15 protein-coding genes are annotated in these 17,707 nt (G+C 69.2%); 13 read left to right on the top strand and 2 right to left on the bottom strand.

Annotated elements, in window-relative coordinates; genetic code table 11:
* The 13 genes from EJP69_RS26130 (at position 1) to EJP69_RS26190 (ending at position 15,524) form a co-directional block, all read left to right on the top strand.
* Entirely contained in the window at positions 1–729 is a 729-nt protein-coding gene (locus tag EJP69_RS26130) for a toxin-antitoxin system YwqK family antitoxin (RefSeq protein WP_126473170.1), read from the top strand.
* Between the two features lie 3 nt (positions 730–732).
* On the top strand, positions 733–1,122 hold the full coding sequence (locus EJP69_RS26135) for a DUF4280 domain-containing protein (RefSeq protein ID WP_093199265.1): 390 nt from the start codon (positions 733–735) through the stop codon (positions 1,120–1,122).
* A 65-nt stretch (positions 1,123–1,187) separates the two neighbouring features.
* Positions 1,188–1,427 carry a hypothetical protein gene (locus EJP69_RS26140; protein WP_093199260.1) on the top strand — a complete coding sequence of 80 codons (240 nt, stop codon included), beginning with the start codon at positions 1,188–1,190 and terminating at the stop codon, positions 1,425–1,427.
* 17 nt (positions 1,428–1,444) lie between these two features.
* Positions 1,445–2,479, top strand: a complete 1,035-nt coding sequence (locus EJP69_RS26145) for an ABC transporter substrate-binding protein (RefSeq protein WP_093301019.1) — start codon at positions 1,445–1,447, stop codon at positions 2,477–2,479.
* A gap of 24 nt (positions 2,480–2,503) precedes the next feature.
* A complete protein-coding gene (locus EJP69_RS26150; protein ID WP_093199247.1) occupies positions 2,504–3,778 on the top strand; it encodes a dicarboxylate/amino acid:cation symporter in 1,275 nt (424 codons plus the stop codon).
* Positions 3,779–3,791: 13 nt separating this feature from the next.
* Entirely contained in the window at positions 3,792–4,526 is a 735-nt protein-coding gene (cuyB, locus tag EJP69_RS26155) for a cysteate racemase (protein WP_126473172.1), read from the top strand.
* A complete protein-coding gene (locus tag EJP69_RS26160) occupies positions 4,514–5,983 on the top strand; it encodes a dicarboxylate/amino acid:cation symporter (RefSeq protein WP_093301023.1) in 1,470 nt (489 codons plus the stop codon). Before cuyB ends, EJP69_RS26160 begins: the two co-directional genes overlap by 13 nt.
* Positions 5,980–6,456: a hypothetical protein gene (locus tag EJP69_RS26165; protein WP_093199233.1), complete on the top strand. Its 477-nt coding sequence runs from the start codon at positions 5,980–5,982 to the stop codon at positions 6,454–6,456. Before EJP69_RS26160 ends, EJP69_RS26165 begins: the two co-directional genes overlap by 4 nt.
* A 59-nt stretch (positions 6,457–6,515) precedes the next feature.
* Positions 6,516–7,856, top strand: a complete 1,341-nt coding sequence (gene tssK, locus EJP69_RS26170) for a type VI secretion system baseplate subunit TssK (protein WP_093199229.1) — start codon at positions 6,516–6,518, stop codon at positions 7,854–7,856.
* 4 nt (positions 7,857–7,860) lie between these two features.
* Entirely contained in the window at positions 7,861–8,622 is a 762-nt protein-coding gene (locus tag EJP69_RS26175; RefSeq protein WP_126473174.1) for a DotU family type IV/VI secretion system protein, read from the top strand.
* A gap of 40 nt (positions 8,623–8,662) precedes the next feature.
* Positions 8,663–12,730, top strand: a complete 4,068-nt coding sequence (locus EJP69_RS26180) for a type VI secretion system protein (RefSeq protein ID WP_126473176.1) — start codon at positions 8,663–8,665, stop codon at positions 12,728–12,730.
* A complete protein-coding gene (gene tssA / locus EJP69_RS26185; RefSeq protein ID WP_126473178.1) occupies positions 12,715–13,965 on the top strand; it encodes a type VI secretion system protein TssA in 1,251 nt (416 codons plus the stop codon). The genes EJP69_RS26180 and tssA overlap by 16 nt, the downstream gene beginning before the upstream one ends.
* Before the next feature lie 35 nt (positions 13,966–14,000).
* Complete coding sequence (locus EJP69_RS26190; RefSeq protein ID WP_126473180.1) at positions 14,001–15,524, top strand: hypothetical protein; 1,524 nt, start codon at positions 14,001–14,003, stop codon at positions 15,522–15,524.
* A gap of 46 nt (positions 15,525–15,570) precedes the next feature.
* On the opposite strand, the gene EJP69_RS26195 is transcribed toward EJP69_RS26190, so the two are convergent.
* Positions 15,571–16,677, bottom strand: coding sequence for an SMP-30/gluconolactonase/LRE family protein (locus EJP69_RS26195; protein WP_126473182.1), 1,107 nt, complete (start codon positions 16,675–16,677; stop codon positions 15,571–15,573).
* A gap of 33 nt (positions 16,678–16,710) precedes the next feature.
* Positions 16,711–17,691 carry a Bug family tripartite tricarboxylate transporter substrate binding protein gene (locus EJP69_RS26200; RefSeq protein WP_126473184.1) on the bottom strand — a complete coding sequence of 327 codons (981 nt, stop codon included), beginning with the start codon at positions 17,689–17,691 and terminating at the stop codon, positions 16,711–16,713.
* Positions 17,692–17,707 lie beyond the last annotated feature (16 nt).

Below are 17,707 nucleotides of genomic sequence, written 5' to 3' on the forward strand. Positions count from 1 at the left end.
ATGGCACTTCCTTCCTCCCTCCCCGCCAAGGACATCGCCGCCCTTCCTGCCGCCGTGGTGCGCGAGACGCTGGACGACGCCGGCCGGACGGTGGCGCGCGCCTCGTTCGTGGGCGAGCTGCCGCACGGGCCGATGCAGGTCTTCTCGGCGACGTGCAAGCCCGTGCTCGACGCCTCCTACCAGGCCGGCCTGCCCCACGGCGCGATGCGCATGTACGACGAACGCGGCCAGCTGCTGCAGGAAACGCAGCGCCTCGGCGGCCTGGCCGAAGGCGTCACGCGCAGCTACTACCCCAGCGGCAAGCTGATGCAGACGCTGCAGCACGTGCGCGGCGTGCAGCACGGCGAAGCGGTGTCGTATGCCGAGTCGGGCGACGTCACGGCGCGGCTGCCCTACGCGGCAGGCCGCCTCGAAGGCGAGGCGAGCTACTTTCACGAAGGACGCATGGTACGGCGCGAGCGCTACCGCGCCGGGCTGCTCGACGGCGAAGTCACCGACTACGCGCCGGGCGGCGGCGTGGCGCAGTCGTCGACCTACGTGGCCAACGTGCTGCACGGCCCGCTGCGCCGCTACTGGCCCGGCGGGCAGCTGATGGAAGAGATCGCCTACCGCCAGGGCAAGCCGCACGGCAAGCCGCGCCGCTTCGACGAGGCGGGCCGCGAGATCGTGGAAACCGCCGCGTCGCCGGGCTTCATGAAGAGCCTGGAAAAGCTCGTGAGGGGAGGCTGAACCATGGGCATGCACGTCTGCATGGGAGCCACGCTGCAGTGCAGCTTCGGCGCGGCGCCGTCCAACCTCGTGGTGCTGCCCGTGAGCAGCGTGCTCACCGGCGGCACGCCGGGCGCCAACATCATGGACAACAAGCCGATCGTCAACATCCTGCCCTTCGGCACCTGCAACAGCATGTCGAACCCGATGGTAGCCGCGGCCACCGCCGCCGCGCTCGGCGCCTTCACGCCCATGCCCTGCATCCCGGTGACTGCCGCGCCCTGGGCGCCCGGCTCGCCCACGGTACTGGTCGGCAACATGCCCGCGCTGCAGGACAGCTCGAAGCTCGCCTGCAACTGGGGCGGCGTGATCCAGGTGGTCGCGCCCGGGCAGTTCACTTCCATGGTTCCCTGACACGAACGACGAACGACGAACGACGAACGACGAACGACGAACGAGCGGCACACACCGACCACCCCATGTCCCAATACGTTTTCACCATGAGCTCGCGCATGGTCGCCATCACGGCGGCCTGCCTGGTGCTGCTGTGCGTCCTCCTGTTCCTGATGGGCGTCGAGATCGGCAAGCTGCTGGCGCCCGCGCCGGTGCCCGCACCTGCCCCCGCGGCGGTGGCGCCTTCACAGCAGCAGCAACAGCCGCTGCCGCAATCCCCTTCGCCTTCCGCGCCGGCACCCGCTCCCGCGGCCCCCACCCAATGACCAAACCCACTCCAAGCATGTCGAACAACGCACGACACCTCACGGGCATGCACAACGCGCTGCGGCGCCTTGCCCTTCCTGCCCTGCTGGCTCTGGCCGGCCTCAGCGCGGGCACGAGCGCCCTTGCCGCCGGCGAAAGGCCCGTGGCGCAGGGCACGCTCGCTGCACCTGCTGCTGCCGCTGCCGTGGTCGCGACGCCCGTCGTCGCGGCGCCCGCAGCCCCCGCGGCCGCCACCTTCGCGGTGGAGCCTGCCGCCGCGCCCACGCCGCCCCCGGTGCTCACCAACGGCCTCGTGCGCGTGCCCGACGGCCGCCTGCTCGCGCCTGACATCGCCCGCATCGTGATGCGCGGCGAGCTGGTGGTGGCCATGCTCAAGGTCGACACGCCACCCTTTTTCTTCTTCGACGACGGCGGCCAGTGGACCGGTCTCGAGGTGGGCCTCGCGCAGTCGCTCGCCAAGGAACTCGGCGTGAAGCTGCGCTTCAACCGCGAGGCCGGCACCTTCAACGCGGTGGTCGACCTGCTGGCCAACGGCCAGGCCGACCTGGCCATCAGCAAGCTGTCGCGTACGCTGGCGCGCTCGCAGACCATCGCCTTCAGCGACGCGTACCTCACGCTGAACCACTCGCTGATCCTCAACCGCGTGAAGTTCGCGCAGCTCTCGCGCGGACGGCCGCTGCCGGAGGTCATCCGCAACTTCGACGGCAGCATCGGCGTGATCGCCAAGTCGTCCTTCGCCGACTACGCGCGCACCAACTTCCCGCACGCCAAGGTGCAGGAGTACCCCACCTGGAACGACGTGCTGGTGGCCGTGCACAAGGGCGAGATCGTGAGCGCCTACCGCGACGAGTTCGAGGTCAAGCGCGTGCTCAAGGCCGACCCCACCGTCTCGCTGGTGCTGCGCACCGTGACGCTGAAGGACCTGGAGGACACGCTGGGCATCGGCGTGGCCGTGACCGACACCACGCTGCTGGCCTACGTCAACCAGTTCCTCGCGCAGCGCGCCGAGAAGCTGGACATCCAGAAGGTGCTGCAGGCACTCGACCGCTGAACGGCACAGGACACGCAAACCATCATGAATACCTCCAGGATCTACGCCTTCGTCCTCAACCCGTGGGTCGTGATCATCAGCCTCGGCGCCGGTGTCGCCTTCGGCATGCTCGCGCCCTTGCTCGCCACGCCGCTGGCCTTCGTGGGCGACATCTATGTCGACCTGCTGAAGATGATCACGCTGCCCTTCATGGTCTCGGCCGTGATCTTCAGCCTGCAGCGCCTGTTCCGCGACGGCGGCACGGCCAGCCTGCTGGGCCGCGTGGCGCTCGTGTTCCTCGGCTTCTCGGCCTTCGTGGCCATCGCGGGCGCGGTCACGCTGCTGATTCTTCGCCCCGGCGAGAACCTGCCCGCCAGCACCATGCAGACCTTCGGGCAGATCGTGGGCGGCGACCTCAGCGCCAGCGACACGGCCATGAACCTGCGCGGCGTGGACGAGGTCAAGAAGACCGCCAGCTTCGCAGACATGCTGGTGAGCCTGGTGCCCGCCAACATCTTCTCGGCGCTGGCCAACGGCGACACGCTGAAGACGCTGGTGTTCGCGCTGCTGTTCGGCCTGGCCGTGGGGCATGTGCCCACGCGCATCTCCGACGGCCTCACGCAGGCGCTGGAGACCGTCTACCACGCCTGCCAGACGCTGATGCGGTGGCTGAGCTTCCCGCTGCCGGTGGTGCTGTTCTGCATGAGCGCGGCACAGCTGGGCAAGACCGGCATAGAGCCGCTGAAAGCGATGGGCGCCTTCGTGGTCGCCTTCCTCATCGTGTCGGCGCTGCTGCTGGCGGTGGCGGCGATCATCATCTGGAAGCGCTCCAACGGCACGCTGGGGCAGACGCTCAACGCGCTGCGCGGCCCCTTCGCGCTGGCGCTGGCCACGCGCAGCAGCGCCACCTGCATGCCGATCATGATCGAGAGCCTGGTCACGCGCCTGGGCTTCGCGCGCTCGCGGGTGGAGCTGCTGGTGCCGCTCACGGTGTCGCTGCTGCGCATCGGGCCGGTCGTTTACTACGTGTGCGCCACGCTCTTCATCGCGCAGATCTACGGTCGCTCGCTCACGCCGGTGGAGATCGGCATCGTGCTCACGTCCTCGGTGCTCGCCGGCTTCGCCTCGGCCGGCATGACGGGGCTGGTGACGGTGTCGCTCATCGGCATGACCTGCACCTACCTGGGCCTGCCCTTCGAGGCGGCCTTCATCCTGTTCCTGGCGGTGGACCCGGTGTGCGACATGCTGCGCACGCTGGTGCTGGTCATCGGCAACACCGCCGCCGTGGCCGTGGTGTGCCCACGGCCGCTGAAGATCTAGGGAGCGCGCCTTCATGTCACGCATAGGCGTTCTCGGCGGCATGGGTCCATCGGCGACGGTGGACTTCATGGACAAGATCATCCAGCTCACGCCGGCCACGCGCGACCAGGAGCACCTGCCGGTGATCGTCGCGAACCTGCCGCACGTGCCGGACCGCTCCAGCGCCATCCTGGGCACCGGGCCCGACCCGCTGGACGCGCTGCTCGCCGGCATCGACGTGCTCAACGACGCCGGGGTGGGCGTGATCGCGATTCCGTGCAACTCGTCGCACCACTGGTATGCGCAGATCGCGGCGCACAGCCGCGCGCCGGTGATCCACATCGCGCAGTCGTGCGTGGCCGCCATCGCGACGGCATCGGACGACCGGCCGATGCGCGTCGCGGTGCTCGCCACGCGCGGCGCGCTGGCCTCCGGCTTCTACCAGCATGCGCTGCGCGAGCGCGGCATCGACTTTCTCGTGCCCGACGCAGACACCGGCCAGGACCACGTGGACGCCTGCATCCGCGCCGTGAAGGGCGGCGACATCCAGGCCGGCGCGACCGCGTTCGGGCTCGCGCTGCAGGCGCTGGCCGCCACGGGCGCCACCGCCGTCATCATGGGCTGCACCGAACTGCCCATCGCTGCGCAGGCTGCGCACGCCGCCGAACACACGCCGCTGACGCTGGTCGACAGCTCGCTGGAGCTGGCCCGCGCCACGGTCGCATTCGCGCTCGACAAGGGATGGAACAAGCCGACATGGGTTTCCTGACGCGCATGTCCCACAGCCTGCTCGCCCTGCTCCTGTGCATGGCGGCAGGCGCCGTCGCGGGCGTGTATGCGCCCGCGCTGGGCGACGTTGCGTACACGGCGGCACAGGTCTACCTGGCGATCGTGAGCATGGCGGCCATTCCGCTGCTGGTGGTGGCGACCTTCTTCGGCCTGCGCCAGACCATGGGGCTGCCCTTTCCGGGACGGCGCATCGCGATGATCGCGGGCCTCGCGCTGCTGCTGGTGGTGAGCTGCGCGGCCACCGGGCTGGCGCTGGGCTGGGTGAACGCACCGGGCGCGCACCTGGACGCCGAAGCGCGCGAGCACCTCGGCGAACTGGTGCAGCGGGCCGGCGACGGCGGCGACATCGAGATGCGCCTGCACGACAGCGGCACGCAGGCCACGCCCATCGAGCGCCCGCGCGCCACCGTGGTGCCCGACAACTTCTTCCGCGTGCTGGCCGAGGGCCGCTCGCTGGGCATCCTCTCGTGCGCACTGCTGTTCGGACTGGCCTTCGCGGCGCTGGCGCGCACGCAGCACGCGGCCCTGAACCACATGTTCGAGGGCATCTACCGCACGCTCGAGCTCATCATCGCGCGCGCCAACATCCTGCTGCCGGTGGTGGCCTTCGGCATGTCGGCGCATGTGCTTTCGCAGACCGACGCGCTGACCATCCGCGCCATGAGCGGCTTCCTGCTGCACTTCGTCGTGCTGGTGGCGCTGCTGGGCGCGCTGGCCATCGCGGTGATCCACCGGCGCGGCAACCAGCCGCTGGCCGAGGTGCTGCAGCACCTGAAGACGCCGATGCTGGTGAGCCTGATGTCGTCGAGCACCACGGCCAGCATTCCGCACACCATCGAGGCGATGAGTGCGCGCCTGGGCTTCAGCCGGGGCATCGTGGAACTGGTGGTGCCCACGGCCTCGGTGTTCCTGCGCGCGGGCTCGGCGCTGTACTACGTGCTGGCGGCGCTCTTCGTGGCGAACCTCTACGACCGCACGCTCAGCGCGGCCGACATCGGGATGATCGGCACGGGTGCGACCATCGCGGCCTTCGCCTCCGCCGGCAACAGCAGCCTCACCAACGTGGGCTACGCGGGCATCGTGCTGTCGATGCTGCAACTGCCGATCGAGGCAGCGCTGGCGCTGTTCCTGGCCATCGACCTCATCTGCGAGGGCCCGCGCAACCTGCTGACGCTGCTGGCCACCTGCGCGCTGATTTCCGTGGTGTCGGCCGGCCTGCCATCGGAGCGCGTGGCCGCTCCGGTCGCCGACGTGGCACCCGCGCAGCCGCTGCGCTTCGTGCTCACGCGCGGCAACGTCATGCTGCTCACCGGCTGCAGCGTGCTGGCCTCCGTGCTGATCCTGCTGATGGGCATCGCCGTGGGTGCGCGCCAGGCGCAGGCCTCGGCCATGCAGCACGCCACCGCCGCCGCGGCGAACCCAGGAATTTCGCGATGAACCGGACGAAGACATTTCTCAAGTGGATGGCGGCGCTGCTGCTCGCCTCGCAGCTGGCCGCGTGCGGCAGTCTCTTTCCCAAGGGCACGCGCGTGAGCTGGAACGAGCTCACGCTGTCGGCCGCGCCCGGCGCCAACCAGAACAGCCCCGTGGCCGTCGACGTGGTGATGGTGCTGGACGACGCCATGCTCGCGCGCGTCACCGAGCTCACCGCCGCCAAGTGGTTCGGCGCGCGCGCCGACCTGCAGAAGACCTTTCCGCAGAGCCTGTCGTACCTCTCGTGGGAGCTGGTGCCGGGCCAGACGATCCGCGTGCCCGCCAGCGCCATCGGCTCGCCGCGCGTGGCGGCAGTGCTCGTCTTCGCGAACTACACAACGCCCGGCGCGAACCGCATCCGGGTGGAAGACCTCAAGGGCTCGATCGTGGCCCGCTTCGATGCACAGAGCTTCGACGTGTCCACCGCGCCACGCTGAACAACACGGATTCCTTCAAGTGAACAAAGAACTTCAATACAGCCGCGCGGGAGAACGCCATGTCTGACCTGCACCGCGCCGCCCCCATCACCGACCGCGTCGAATGGCACGAAGGCATGCTGCTGTCGCCGCAGCACTTCCAGCAGTTCTCCGCGCGCATGGACTCCCTCGTCGCCTGGCAGACGCTGGCCGCCGCCCCCTTCAGCTGGGGCGTGCGCCGCCTTGTGTTCGACCAGGGCCTGCTGCCCGCCGGGCTGCTGCGCGTGCTGGCGCTCGAAGCCATCCTGCCGGATGGCACCGCCGTGGAGTACTCGGCCGCCGAGGCCGTGCACGGCGCTCTCGAGCTGTCGCTCGCACCGCATGCGGAACGGCTGGCCAACGAGCCGCTGGACATCTACCTCACGCTGCCGGTGACCGGTCCCAACCGGCATCGCGCCGCGACCGTGCGCTTCCGCTCGGTGGCCGGCGCGCCGGTGGAAGACGCGGTGTCCGACGCCGAGCCGGCGAACATCCCGCGCATGCTGCCCCGCCTCGCGCTCAGCGCCGGCACGGTGCCGCCGGGCACGCACGTGCACCTGCGCCTGGGCCAGGTGTTCAAGGACAACGAGGTGGTGAAGCTCGGAGACGCGCAGCCGCCGCTGCTGGAGGTGGCGCGCGACAACCCGCTGTGGACGGCTGCCTCCGCCCTGCTCGGGCAGCTGCGCGGCAAGGCCGCCTTCGTGGCCAAGCAGACGGCCGTGCCCTCCTCGCGCATCGACGACCGCCTCGCGCACCTGGAGCTCAAGGACCGGCTGCGCAGCCTGCTGTCGGGCCTGCCGCATGCGGAGGCCGTGCTGCGCACGCCGCACCTGCATCCGCTGCCGATGTACTGGTCGCTGTACGCGCTGCTGGCCTCGCTGAGCCTGCTGCGTCCCGGCGGCGTGCCGCCGGTGCCGATGGACTACGACCATGCCGATCCTTCGCGCGTGTTCCAGCCGCTGCTGCTGGCGCTGCGCGATGCGGTGTCGGAAGTGAGCCAGGAGTACCGCGAGCACAAGTTCGATTTCCGCCAGGGCGCCTTCGAGACCACGCTGCAGCCGCAATGGGTGGCCGGCGCGCGCATCGTGGTCGGCCTGCGCGGCCAGTCCGACAAGGATCTGCTGGCCTGGATGGACAGCGCCATCGTCGGTTCGCAGTCGGCCTACCCCTCGCTGCGCGAGCGCCGCGTGCTGGGCGCGGTGCGCCGCTCCATCGAATCGGCCGACGAGCTCGGCCTGCGCCCCGGCTCGGGCTACCTGCTCTACGCGATCCAGACCAGCGCCGCGCTCACCGTTGCGGGCGAGCTGCTGGTGATCGCGAATGCCAACGAAGGCGCCACCGCCCAGCCGCCGCAGGAAATCGTCCTGTTCATCAAGGACTGAAGCCATGGCACGCAACCTACCCGAGCTGGCCGTCGACGACCACATCACCCGGCAGTTCCGCGCCTTCTACGACGAGATCGTGAAGGCGCGCGACCGCACCGCCGAGTCGCGCGAGACCGACATCGACATGGTGGCGCAGACGCTGGCCCGCCACCTGGAGAACCTGCTGGAGCTGCAGTCGCTCGAGTCGCGCCGCGAGAGTACGCGCTTCGAGCTCGAGAACGTGGCCGACGCGCGCTACCTCAAGGCCGCGCTGGCCGACGAGATCCTGCTGCACACGCCGTGGATCGGGCGCGAGCGCTGGACGGCGCACCTGCTGGAGTCGTCGCTGTTCCGCACCAACATCGCGGGCGACCTCGTCTTCAGCCGTATCGAGGAGCTGCTGTCGGGTCGCGAACCGTCGAAGCGCGACATCGCGCGGCTTTACCTCTTCGCGCTGGCGCTGGGCTTCCAGGGCAAGTACCGTGGCGGCGGGGAGGAAGCGCGCCTGCTCGGTTACCGCGAGGAACTGTTCCAGTTCGTCTACCAGCGCCCGGCCGACTTCTCGGGCCGCGACCGCGTGGTGTCCGAGCGGGCCTATGCGAGCACGCTCTCGCACATCGCGCCGCGCAAGCTGCCCACGCTGAGCCGCTGGACGGTGCTGTTCATGCTGGGCGTCGCCACGCTGCTGGCGGTGTCGGAGCTGCTGTGGCTGTGGCAGTCGTGGCCGGTGCGGCAGGTGCTGCAGCCGGGCGCGGTCGACGTATCGGGGGCCTACCAGCGATGAACGACCTGCACCACCCAAGGAGCATCAGGAGGTCGTCGACATGCTGACGGACCAGCTCTTCCTCATTTCCATCGCGGTGCTGACGCTGGTGGTGCTGCTCGTGCTCGGCATGGTGCTGTACTTCGCGGCGCGCCGTTCGCACGCCAAGCCCTCGAGCGACCCGAAGGTCGCGCGCATCCGCTTCGATTCGCTGCGCAGCTCGTTCCGCCAGGCGGTGGAGCTGATCGAGGGCAACATCGCCTCGCGCGCCGACCGCTACGGCATCCCGTGGATCATGCTGCTCAACGAGGGCGACGACCACCGCCAGCTGCCCATCGAGCAGTCGGGCGTGGCGAGCGCGCTGAGCACCGAATCGGCCTCGGCCGCGACCACGCAGGGCATCTCGTGGCACTTCTTCGACCGCGGCGTGGTCATCGACATCCAGGGCGCGTACCTCGGCTCGCCGGACGACGACGACGCATCGGAGAAGCCGTGGGACGAGTTCCTGGGCATGTGCCGGTCGTACCGTCCGCAGCGGCCCTTCGACTCGGTGGTCATCACCATTCCGGCGGCGCTGCTGCTCGACGACAGCACCGACGGCCGGCTCGAGCTCTCCAAGCGCGCCAAGCTCGCGCACCGGCGCCTGTGGCTCGCGCAGAACCGCTTCGCGATGCGCTTCGCGGTGTACGTGCTGGTCACCGGCGCGGAGCACCTCGAGGGCTTCAGCGCCTTCGCGAGCGCCCTGCCCGAGCCGCTGCGCGCGAGCATGCTGGGCTGGTCGTCGCCCTACGACCTGTCGACCACTTACCAGCCCGCATGGGTCGACGAGGCGGTGGGTACCGTGGTGCGTTCGGTGTCCGACGTGTCGGCCGAGCTCTTCGCCACCGGCACCGAGCCGCAGGGTGCCGGCCCGCAACTGCTGCTGCCCTCGCGCATCGAGGCGCTGCGCAGCCAGCTGCAGCTGTACGTCGACGAGCTGATGCGCCCGAGCGCTTACCACGAGCCCTTCTTCTTCCGCGGCATCTACCTGACGGGCGACAGCGGTGAATCGGCGCAGACAGTCGCGGCGATCGACTCGGAACATGACGCCTACGGCCAGAAGGACCTGGAACCCATCGGCGGCGACCTGATCGCGCAGCTGATGCGCCAGCCGGCCTTCCTGCGCGACCTGTTCGAGAAGAAGATCTTCCTCGAATACGGCCTCACGCGGCCCTCGCGCACGCAGACGCTCACGCGCCCGGTGCTGCACCGCGCGCTGCGCTGGGCGGCGGTGCTCTTCCTCGGCGGCTGGGGCATCGGCCTGATGGTGGCGACCTGGCAGCTGAACAGGCACAACGCGACGCTGGTTTCCGCCCTCTCCCAGCTGCAGCACGACGCGCAATACCGCATGCGCGCGCTGCAGCGCGGCGAGACCATTCCCACCGCGTGGTACCGCAACAAGGCGCTGTCGCTGCTGGCAATGAACGAGCGGCTGCGCACCGACGGCACGTATTCGTTCTTCATGCCTGGCTCCTGGCAGCCCTTCGACGACCTGAACGAGCGCGTGATCGAGCGCATCGAGCGCGAGTTCGGCGACATCGCGGTGAGCACGCTGCGGCGCGAGCTGATGGCGCGCGTGAGCCAGCTCAGCGGCGTGGAGCAGGACGAAGCCACCGGCGAATTCATCACCGGCGCGAGCTGCGGCCTGCCGCCCAGCTTCAAGACCATCGGCGATGCGCCGCGCAAGAACGGCCTGCTGGTGGAAGACCAGCCCGAGTTCGGCGCGCTGCAGCGCTACCTGGGTTCCGTCGAGCAGCTCGACGCCGCGCTGCAGGCGGTGGAGCGCCTGCGCCAGCCCTCCACGGGCAATGCCGACGACCTGCGCGTGGCCGTTCGCTACGCACTGGGTGCCGAGCTGCCGGCCGACCTGAGCCGCAATCTGCGCTATTTCAGGCAGGCGGCCGAAGGCAATGCGCTGGCCATTCCGCTTGCTCCCGTGCAATCGGCGTTGCGCTGCGCGCTCGACAAGGGCACGGCGCAGCTGGATGCACGGCTCTTCGTCAACAACGAACTACTGGTGTCGGAGCAGTCGCTGGCGCGGCTGCTGCCCTCGCTCGCGAGCACCGGCACCTTCGCACGCACCACGGCCAGCTACCGCGAAGTGATCGCCGCCATCAAGGACCAGGAAGACCTCGTCGCCTCGGGCAAGGGCGGCTGGATGCGCCAGCCGGTGCTGGTGCTGGGCGCCTCCTACGACCGCACGATCGCGCGCATCGAGCAGAACCGGCTGCTGGGGCTGGAGCCTGCCGACGCCGTGCGCTCGCGCGCGCAGGACGCCTTCCAGAAGTTCCGCGCCGAGTTCAACCTGCGCTTCGGCGGCTCGCAGCCCGGCCTGGTGTGGCAGGACAAGGAAGGCCGCTTCGCGCTCGCACCCGAGCGCATCGCGCTGCGCGACGCGCTCACCGCGCTGCTGGCGCAGCCCTTCATGGCCGCCGCGCGCGACCGAGAACTGCCCGGCGCCGGCATGCGCGGCATGGCCGCATGGGACCTGCCGAGGCTCGACCAGGCGCTGGCGGTCGGCGACATCCGCAAGCGCTACATGAGCGAAGGCATGCAGGCATTTCCGGCGACGCTGCGCCCCGGCATCGAGGCCGCGTTGAACGCGCACTTCGCGCAGCTGGTGGTCGACCAGGTCGCGGAGGCCGCCAACGGCATGAGCGACGGGGGCCGCGCTACCGACACGCAGGCCGCCGCCTACGAGGCCTCGCGCCAGCGCCTCGCCAAGATCCAGGCGCTGCTGTACGAGCTGGGCGCGGGCGCCCGCGCCGAAGATCTGCGCGCGATGATCTCGCGCGACGCGCTGCAGCGCCTCGAGGCCGTGGACGAGGCCTTCAACCAGTCGGAGCTGTACGCCATGCGCGGGCGCGACTTCCAGGGCTGGCGCGGCGAGCGCGGGCCGATGCTGGTAGCCTTCGGCGTCTCGGACGCGGGCTCGCTCGCGGCCTACCTGGGGCAGCAGTTCAACCGCACGGAAGCGCTGGGCAAGCTGGCCGACGGGTACATCGCGGCGCTCGACGGCGCGGGCGCCGGCTCGGTGCTCGCGCAGCGCTGGCAGGCCATCAACCGCGACCTGGAGCGCTACAGGCTGAAGAACCCGAACAGCAGCCTGCTGCTGCTGGAGCAGTTCCTCGGCACGACCGGCGCCGAGATCGACCGCGAGACCTGCGGCGTGAAGCTGGCCGGCAAGGCGCCGGCCACGCGCATCGGTGACTACTTCGCGGACCGCCACCAGCAGATCTACAGCGCACTGCTCGCGCGCTGCCAGGAACTGCAGTTCGGCGACCAGCAGGAGCTGTGGACGCAGTTCTCCACCCGCTTCAACCGCTCGCTGGCCGGCCGCCACCCGTTCGGCCCGGCCACCGGCCGCGCCTTCGAGCTGGCGGACCCGGCGGACGTGAACGACCTGGCCCGCGCCTTCGACCCGCTGGCACGCGCGCTGAAGGAGAACCGAGGCATCGATGCCGGCGGCACGCGCGGCCCCGGCATGCAGGGCGCGGGCGCGCGCCGCTTCGCCGAGCAGTTCGGCCGCGCGCGCGACTTCCTGCTGCCGCTCTTCCCCACCGAGGACGGTGCCGCGCCGGGCTACGACCTGAGCGTGGACTTCCGCGCGAACACCACGGCCGAGATCGAAGGCAGCAAGATCATCGACTGGTCCTTCGAGGTCGGCGACCAGGTGCTCCGGCTGCGCGACGCGCCGCGCACGCTGCGCTGGGAGTACGGCATGCCGGTGGCGCTGGTGCTGCGCATCGCGAAGGACTCGCCGCTGATGGCGCGCGCCGACCCGCAGCAGCACGCGCTGATCACCGACGGCCAGACCGTCTCCTTCCGCTTCGCGGACCCGTGGGCGCTGTTCACGCTGGCCCAGCGCCAGCGCGAAGGCGACCCGGCGCAGCGGCCCGACGGCCGCTCGCAGCTGCTGAAGTTCGAGTTTCCGCTGGTGGCCCAATCGGCCGGCGACGCTGCCCAGGCGCCCGACGGAGGACGCGCACGCGTGTTCCTGCGCATCGCCGCCAGCCCCGCCGGCAAGAAGAACGCCCTGATCTGGCCCACCGCTTTCCCCACGCGCGCTCCCGAATGGAACATGCCCTGATGGCCGCCCTGCTGTCCCCCTTGAATGCCGATGTCGACGAAGCCACCGGCGGCTTCGCGCCGGACCTCACGACCTTTCTCTCGCCGCTGGAGGGCCCCGAAGGCCCGGCCGGCCCCCCGCTGCGCTACGACCCGGTGTGCGCCCGCATCCGCGAGGCACGCACGGAGGAAGACGCCAGCCTGCCGATGGGCGAATGGACCCGCCCGCTGAAGAAGGCCGACTGGCGCACCGCCGAGATGCTGTGCACCGAAGTCCTGCAGCGCCGCAGCAAGGACCTGCAGATGGCCGCCTGGCTCACCGAGGCCTGGGTGCACCGCCATTCGATCGACGGGCTGGGCGCGGGCGCGCGCCTGCTCGAAGGGCTGGCGCGCGAGTTCTGGGAAGACGTGCATCCGCGCATCGGCGACGACGGCGACGCCGACATGCGCACCGCCACCTTCGTGTGGGTCAACGACACCATCGCGCAGGTGCTGCTGATGCGCGTGCCGCTGCTCGAGTGGCCGGACTTCTCCCCGCCCTTCATCACGCTGGCGGACTGGCAGCGTGCGCTGACCAGCGAGTACGGCGCCGGCGCCGCCGGGGCGGCGGGCAACGCCAAGGCAAAGGCGAACGAAGTGGCGGAGGAGCCGAGCGCGCAGACCGTGTCGCGCCAGGACATCCTGGACCACGCCGCGCGCGACCTGCGTGCGCTCGCCGCGCTCGACGATCGCGTCGCCGTGGCCGCAGACGCATGGCGCAGCCTGGAAGCCCTGCTCGACGAGCGGCTGGGCGTGGACGCGCCCAGCCTGTCGAAGGTGACGGAGATGCTCGCCCGCATGCGGCAGGCGTTGCGCAGCCTGCTGCAGGGGCGCGATCCGCGTGACGAAGAGAAGCCGGAGATGCCGGCGTCGACCGGCTGGATGCCGGACGCCGAACCTGCGCCAGCCGCAACCCCGATGGACGACAACCACATGAGCGACGCTCCTTCCCCCTCCTTTCCTCCCTTTTCCTCCGAAGCGCTCCCGCAGGCCATGGCAAGCGGCCGCATCGGCAGCCGCGCCGAGGCCTACCAACTGCTCGAGCTGGCCGCCGCCTACCTGATGCGCGAGGAGCCGCACAGCCCGACGCCCTACCTGGTCAACCGCGCGGTGGCATGGGGGCGCATGCCGCTGCCCCAGCTGATGCAGGAGGTGCTGCGCGAGGACGGGGACCTGAATCGCTACTTCTCGATGATCGGCGTCAGGCCGGACCTCTAGAGCGCACCCGTTTCCTTCAATACGTCGTCAACGTCATGGCTACCTCCACTCCCCTGTTCAATGCGCTCGCGAGCGCCAAATTCACGCACAAGTACGAAGTCGTCTGGGTCGAGCTGTCCGGCGCCGAGTTCAACACCAAGACCAAGGCCTGGCTCAAGCTGCTCGGCAAGGTGATCGGCGGACCCTCCAGCAAGGAGCGCAAGGCGCTGGCGCAGGAGTTCCTGCAGTTCCTCTACGTCTACAAGCAGATGCTGGAGAAGCTCACGCGCGGCACGCATTCGCCCGAGCCGGCGCAGGTGATGCAGAAGATGAACGACTTCAACGCCGAGTACAAGCGGCAGTTCGGCAGCCTGCTGGACATGCCCATCCTGCGCCTGCCCAACGAGCTTGCGTCGGTCGCCGACAGGATGGCCGTGAACGCGGTGCGCCGCGACCTCATCGTGCGCAAGAAGCAGTTGCTCAAGTTCTGGATGGACGGCCTGCGCGACGGTGGCGAGCACCTCGACGACGTGTCGCTCTCGCTGCAGTACATGGGCAACAACGAGCCCGCCAAGGTGCGCCTCTTTCTCGACGTGCTGTGCAAGGACCTCACAAAGATCAAGTTCGGCGATCCGCGTCCGTGGCTGCAGACCAGCGGCACGGTCGAGACCGGCCTCATGCGCGGCGGCGAGAACGGCAAGTTCAGCAAGGTGACCTGGACCGACGAGGAATTCAAGAAGGCCGTGAAGGCCGAGGCCTCCGTGGGCTACGGCGTGCGTGCCACGGGCGAGTGCGTGATCGAGATCACCGGGCTGCGGGCCGAGTTCAAGGCCGATGCGTTCGTCGGCGCATCGGCCAGCGCCGAGGCGGAAGCGAACTACGAGCGCGGCAAGGGCGTGACGGCCAAGGCGAGCGTGGAGGCGATGGTCGGCGTGAAGATCAAGCTCGACGCCAAGATCGACGTGTCCGACATCTTCCTGATCGAAGCCAGCGCCGAGGCGTTCGCGGGCGCGATGGCCAAGGCCGAGGTCGAGTTCAACGCCACGGTCGACGGCGTGAAGTTCAAGGTGGAAGCCGAGGCCTTTGCCGGTGCGCGCATCAAGGGCGAGGCATCGCTCTCCGTGCGCATGTGCGGCTACGACATCATCAAGGGCACGGCCAAGGGTTCGCTGTCGGCGGGCGTGGGTGCGTCCTTCTCGCTGGAATTCGAATCGTCGGCGTTCGGCGGCTCCAAGCTGGGCATCGAGGCCGACCTGACGGTCGGCGTGGGCGCGGGCGGCGGCGGCGAGTTCACCGTGTACCAGGACAACATCGGCCGGGCGTTCAATTCGCTCTACTACAGCGCCTACCTCACCCTGCTGGGACAGTCGAAGGAGCGCGACACCTGGCGTACCTACTTCCGCGACCTGGAGGACAACCAGATCCTGTTCGAGCGGGCCGACAAGATCATCGACGAGGCGCTGACCAGCTGCTACATCGAGTACCAGACGAACTTCACGCAGCTGCAGGCGTGGAAGCAGATGGAGGCGCTGTCCTGCTTCAAGGCCAACAAGCCGATTGCGGATGTGATTGCGCTCTAGGACGAAGACGGCTGGCGGCCGGCAATCGGCGCCAGCCCCGCCCCGCTCAAACCGCCCCGTGCGCCTCCACATACAGCGCATACAGCGAATGGCTGCTCGCCATGTAGAGCCTGTTGCGCTTCGGCCCGCCGAACTCCAGGTTCGCACAGCGCTCGGGCAGGCGGATGAAGCCGATGGGCTTGCCCTGCGGGTTGAAGACTTTCACGCCGTCCATTTCCTCCGACTTGCCGGTGGGCAGGTAGGCCTTCATGCCGCCACCTATGTCGGTGGGCTCGGCCGCGATGGCGCCCGAGTGGCCCCAGCCGCACCAGAGGTTGCCGTCGCGGTCCACGCGAAAGCCGTCGAGCGAACCGGGCCCGTCGGCGTCGATGAGCTTGGTCCTGTTCGAGACGCTCGTGCCGTCCGGTGACACGTCGTAGCTCCAGATGCTGCGGTTGGGCGTGCCCTTCCACTCGACGACGTAGAGCTTCTTCTCGTCGGGCGAAAACGCGATGCCGTTGGGGTTGACGAGGTCGGTGATCACCGCCGTCAGCTTGCCATCGGCGGCGATGCGATAGACGTTGGTCGTGGCCTGCTCCGATGCGGCCTTGCTTCCTTCCCACTCGCCGTTGATGCCGAAAGTGGGGTCGGTGAACCAGACGGTGTCGTCCGACTTCACGACGACGTCGTTCGGCGCATTGAGGCGCTTGCCCTGGTAGCTGTCGGCCAGCACTGTCATGCGGCCGTCCTTCTCGGTGCGCACCACGCGCCGCGTCACCGAGTGCTCGCAGGTGACGAGCCGGCCCTGGCGGTCGCGCGTGTTGCCGTTGGCATAGTTGACGCCGGTCTTGTGCACGCCGAACTTGCCGGTCTTCTCGTCGTACTTCATCAACCGGTTGTTCGGGATGTCGCTCAGCAGCAGGTAGCCGTGCTCGGGAAAGTACACCGGCCCTTCGGCCCAGCGCATGCCGGAGCCCAGTTGCTCCAGCGTGCTGCTGTAGATCCGGTACTTTGCGAAGCTGGGGTCGAGGATCAGCACCGCCGGGTCGGGATAGCGCTGGCTGGGCTTGAAGTCGAAGGACTGCGCACCAGCGAGTCCGCTGAGGGCTGCGGTGCCGACGCCCGCGGCTGTCTTCAGGAATCGGCGCCGTTCGTTGTTGGTCTTGTTCTGCATCGGATGTCTCCTTGGATGGTCGTTCGAGAATGCTCAGTCGGCCACCGCGCCCGACTTCTTCACCAATTCGGCCCAGCGCGGGATCTCCTTGGCCATGTGGTCGCGCAGTTCCTCGGGCGTGCTGCCCACGAGCTCCATCGCGAGCTGGCCGGAAAGCTTGGCCTGCACGTCGGGCTGGTGCAGCGCCTTCACGATCTCGGCATTGAGGCGCTGCACGATGGGCTTGGGCGTGCCCTTGGGCGCATAGACCGCCTGCCACGATGACATCTCGAAGCCGGGAATGCCCGACTCGATCATGGTCGGCAGGTCGGGCACCAGCGCGATGCGCTTGGCGGTGGTCACTGCCAGCAGCTTGAGCTTGCCGCTCTTGACCAGCGGCAGCGCGGCCGTCACCTGGTCGAACATGAAGGGCACCTGCCCCGCCGCCACGTCGGTCAGGGCCGGAGGCGTGCCCTTGTACGGCACGTGGGTGAGCTTCACGCCGATGAGGTCCGCGAACATCTCGCCCGCCAGGTGCGTCGAGGTGCCGGCGCCTGAAGAGGCGAAGGTGCGCTTGCTCTCGTCCTTCTTCAGCAAGGCCACGAGCTCGGCCACCGAGTTCACGCCGAGCTGGCTGTTGACGATGAGCACGTTGGGCAGGCGCGCGACCAGCGAGACGGGCTCGAAGTCCTTCATCGGGTCGTAGGACAGCTTCTTGTAGAGGCTGGCGTTGATGGCGTGCGTGCTGATGGTTCCGCCGAAGAGCGTGTAGCCGTCAGGCGCAGCCTTTGCGACATAGGCCGCGCCGATGCCACCAGCCTGTCCGGGCTTGTTGTCGACCACCACCGACTGCTTGAGGCTCTCGCCGAGCTTCTGGGCCAGCGTGCGGCCCACGATGTCGGTGGAACCGCCGGGCGTGAACGGCACGACGTACACGATGGGCTTGGCGGCAGGCCATTCGGTTGTCTGGGCCGATGCGGCCAATGGAACGAGCGCAGCCGAAAGCAGCGCCGCGGCGAGGCGGATGAAACGCATGTCTTGTCTCCTTGGA

This window comes from Variovorax gossypii (assembly GCF_003965815.1).
Taxonomy (GTDB): Bacteria; Pseudomonadota; Gammaproteobacteria; order Burkholderiales; family Burkholderiaceae_C; genus Variovorax; species Variovorax gossypii.